Raw genomic sequence first — 2,514 nt, 5'->3', positions numbered from 1 at the left:
ACCATCGCGGCGATGGTGGTCACGCCCGATTCGATCTGGCGCAGGATCTGCCGCTCGCGCTGGCGGCGGTGGCCGATCATCCCGCGCACGAGCTGGCGCGGCTTTGTCACTTCCGGGCCGTGGGCGGGGTAGTAGACCACGTCCTGCTCGCGCTCGTAGAGGCGGGCGAGGCTTTCCATGTAGGCGGTCATGTCGCCGTCGGGCGGGGAGACGACGCTGGTGGACCAGCCCATGACATGATCTCCGGTGAACAGCGCGCCGGATTCCTCCAGCGCGAAGCACAAGTGGTTGGAGGTATGGCCCGGCGTCGTCAACGCGCGCAGGGTCCAGCCATTCCCGGTCAGCGCCTCGCCGTCGGCCAGCACGCGGTCGGGGGCGTAATTCGCATCGAACGACGCGTCGGCGCGCGGGCCGTCGTCGCTCAGCACCAGCGGCGCGCAGCCGACGATCGGCGCGCCGGTCAGCGCGGCGAGGGGGGCAGCGGCGGGCGAGTGGTCGCGGTGGGTATGGGTGCAGCAGATCGCCACCACCTTGTCACCGCCGATCGCCGCCATCAGCGCGTCGAGATGCTCCGCCTCGTCCGGGCCGGGATCGATGACGGCCACTTCGCCATCGGCGCCTACCAGATACGTCTGGGTGCCGGTGAAAGTGAAGGGCGAGGGGTTGCGCGCCAGCACCCGGCGGACCAGCGGGCCGATGGTTTCGGCCACCGTGTAGGGCCGGTCGATCTCTGCAGCAGCGTTCATGGGCGCGATATGGGGTGGATGAAGCGCCGTGTCGACCTTGAGGGCGGTTATGGCACCGTTGAGTGCCGTCAGGTGCCGGTCGCAACCTCCGTCTCGATCCGTTCACGCAAGTGCTCGATCGCGCCGAAAGCCGCGGGTGTGGTCAGCCGCCAGAACTGGTCGAGGCGCAGCAGGCGGTCGTAGAACACCCGCGTCGCCTCGACGAGTCGGGCGGTGGCGGGCTCCAGCAGAAGGGCATGCGCAGGGTCCGACTGACGCATCGCGGGCGACAGGCGGCCATGGCGGCGTAGCTGCAAGTCACTGATCTCGCCGATGAAATAAGCGCGGTGGTTAAGTAGCCAGGCGATCGCGTGCATCATCCGCGTGGTGGTGCGCAGCCCTTCGCTGGAGAGGGCGACACGGCCGGGATCTCCGTCGATCCGCCCGGACAAGGTGAACGCCGCGCGCACCTCGTCGGACAGGACGAGCGCCTCGCAGTAGAGCGCCTCGACGATGCGCGGATTGATGGTCGCCGGTTTCGACATGGCCCTTCGTATTTCCTACCGGCGAATCGGCGGCAAGCGGGGGCGAATCGATAATCCCGCGCAAATATCGCGCTGTCCCTGAACGGCACGGCGGGAGGGTGAATGAAAGTTAATCCCGATCGTTAGGAAACAGGGTAAATCCTCCCTGTCGCGCAGCGATGGGGAGGGGGACCGCCGCGAAGCGGTGGTGGAGGGGAAGAAACCCCCTCCGTCAGTCGCTTCGCGACTGCCACCTCCCCATTCCTACGGAACAGGGAGGATTGCGCGATCACGCGATGATGTCGGGGATCAGGTAGTCCTCGATCTGCGCGATCTGGTCCTTGAGGCGCAGCTTGCGCTTCTTGAGTCGCGCGATCTGCAGCATGTCGCCGCCGCCACCCGCGTTCATCAAAGCATCGATCGCCGCGTCGAGGTCGCGATGTTCGACTTTCAGGATTTCGAGGCGCTTGCGCATTTCCTCTTCGGTCACGCCGGAATTCCTTAAAGTTTCAAGCCTGTGCACCGGCGGGACCGAATCCTGCCGAACGCATGATTCACGCAACTCACCGATATGAAGCAAGTGGGGTCTTCGCAAGGTCCTCCGATTGTGGTTCCTTGGTTTTTGCGCCGGCCCACCAGTGTCGAGTCGCCCGATCAGGTCGCTCGTCATGGCTCTTACGAGAGCACCGTTCGCACACAGTCGCAAGACAAGGGTCCGGCCCCTATAAGGAGGAACGTCCAATGGATAATTCGCACGTCAGCGCTCTGCAGCTCAAGCATGCCGGTATCGAACGGCAGATCCACGAGGAATTGAGCCGCCCGATCCCTGATGCCGCGGTCGTCCAGTCTCTCAAGAAGCGCAAGCTTCGCATCAAGGAGGAGATCGGGCGGTTCTGATCGCCGATCTCAGTCTTGTAGAGGGTCCTGAGCGCGGAGAATTCCACCGGACAACCGGGTAATTCCCGATATCACCCGCATAAGCTGAATCGACGGCATCCGCTGCGTTCCCAAAGCCATGACTTTGCGTTACGCCAGAAGAATGACCAGCGGAGCCGTCGAAGCAGCCCGAACCATTCTCACGAGCCTTCACGAGGTGATGGCCTCGCGCAGCAATGCGCAGACCAAACTCAACAACGTGGTGGAAGTGATAGGCGAGTGCCTCGATAGCGAGGTCTGCTCGATCTACTTGCTGCGCGAGGGAATGCTCGAACTCTTCGCCACGCGCGGTCTTGCGCAGGAGGCGGTCCACGTCACCCGCATGGCGG

General features: G+C 64.2%; 5 protein-coding genes. 2 read left to right on the top strand and 3 right to left on the bottom strand.

All coding sequences use genetic code 11. The features are described from left to right. From LH128_RS27705 to LH128_RS27695, 3 genes are all read right to left on the bottom strand, one after another. Positions 1-746: MBL fold metallo-hydrolase (locus LH128_RS27705; protein ID WP_008833015.1), on the bottom strand; the 746-nt coding region annotated here is incomplete at its 3' end. 68 nt (positions 747-814) lie between these two features. Then, entirely contained in the window at positions 815-1,270 is a 456-nt protein-coding gene (locus tag LH128_RS27700) for a DUF1465 family protein (protein WP_008833014.1), read from the bottom strand. Positions 1,271-1,538: 268 nt separating this feature from the next. Continuing rightward, on the bottom strand, positions 1,539-1,739 hold the full coding sequence (locus LH128_RS27695; protein WP_008833013.1) for a YdcH family protein: 201 nt from the start codon (positions 1,737-1,739) through the stop codon (positions 1,539-1,541). Between the two features lie 251 nt (positions 1,740-1,990). Between LH128_RS27695 and LH128_RS32570 the strand changes: the two genes are divergently transcribed. Together LH128_RS32570 and LH128_RS27690 are read left to right on the top strand one after the other, a co-directional pair. Beyond that, positions 1,991-2,146 (top strand): YdcH family protein, encoded by a 156-nt coding sequence (locus LH128_RS32570; protein ID WP_008833012.1) that lies wholly within the window; start codon positions 1,991-1,993, stop codon positions 2,144-2,146. A gap of 142 nt (positions 2,147-2,288) precedes the next feature. Further along, positions 2,289-2,514 (top strand): hypothetical protein (locus LH128_RS27690; protein WP_008833011.1); only part of this gene is annotated, 226 nt, incomplete at its 3' end.

Source organism: Sphingomonas sp. LH128 (assembly GCF_000293195.2).
In the GTDB taxonomy this organism is placed as follows: domain Bacteria; phylum Pseudomonadota; class Alphaproteobacteria; order Sphingomonadales; family Sphingomonadaceae; genus Novosphingobium; species Novosphingobium resinovorum_A.
The sequence above is the reverse complement of the archived record's forward strand: the minus strand, read 5'-3'. Positions and strand labels throughout refer to the sequence as shown.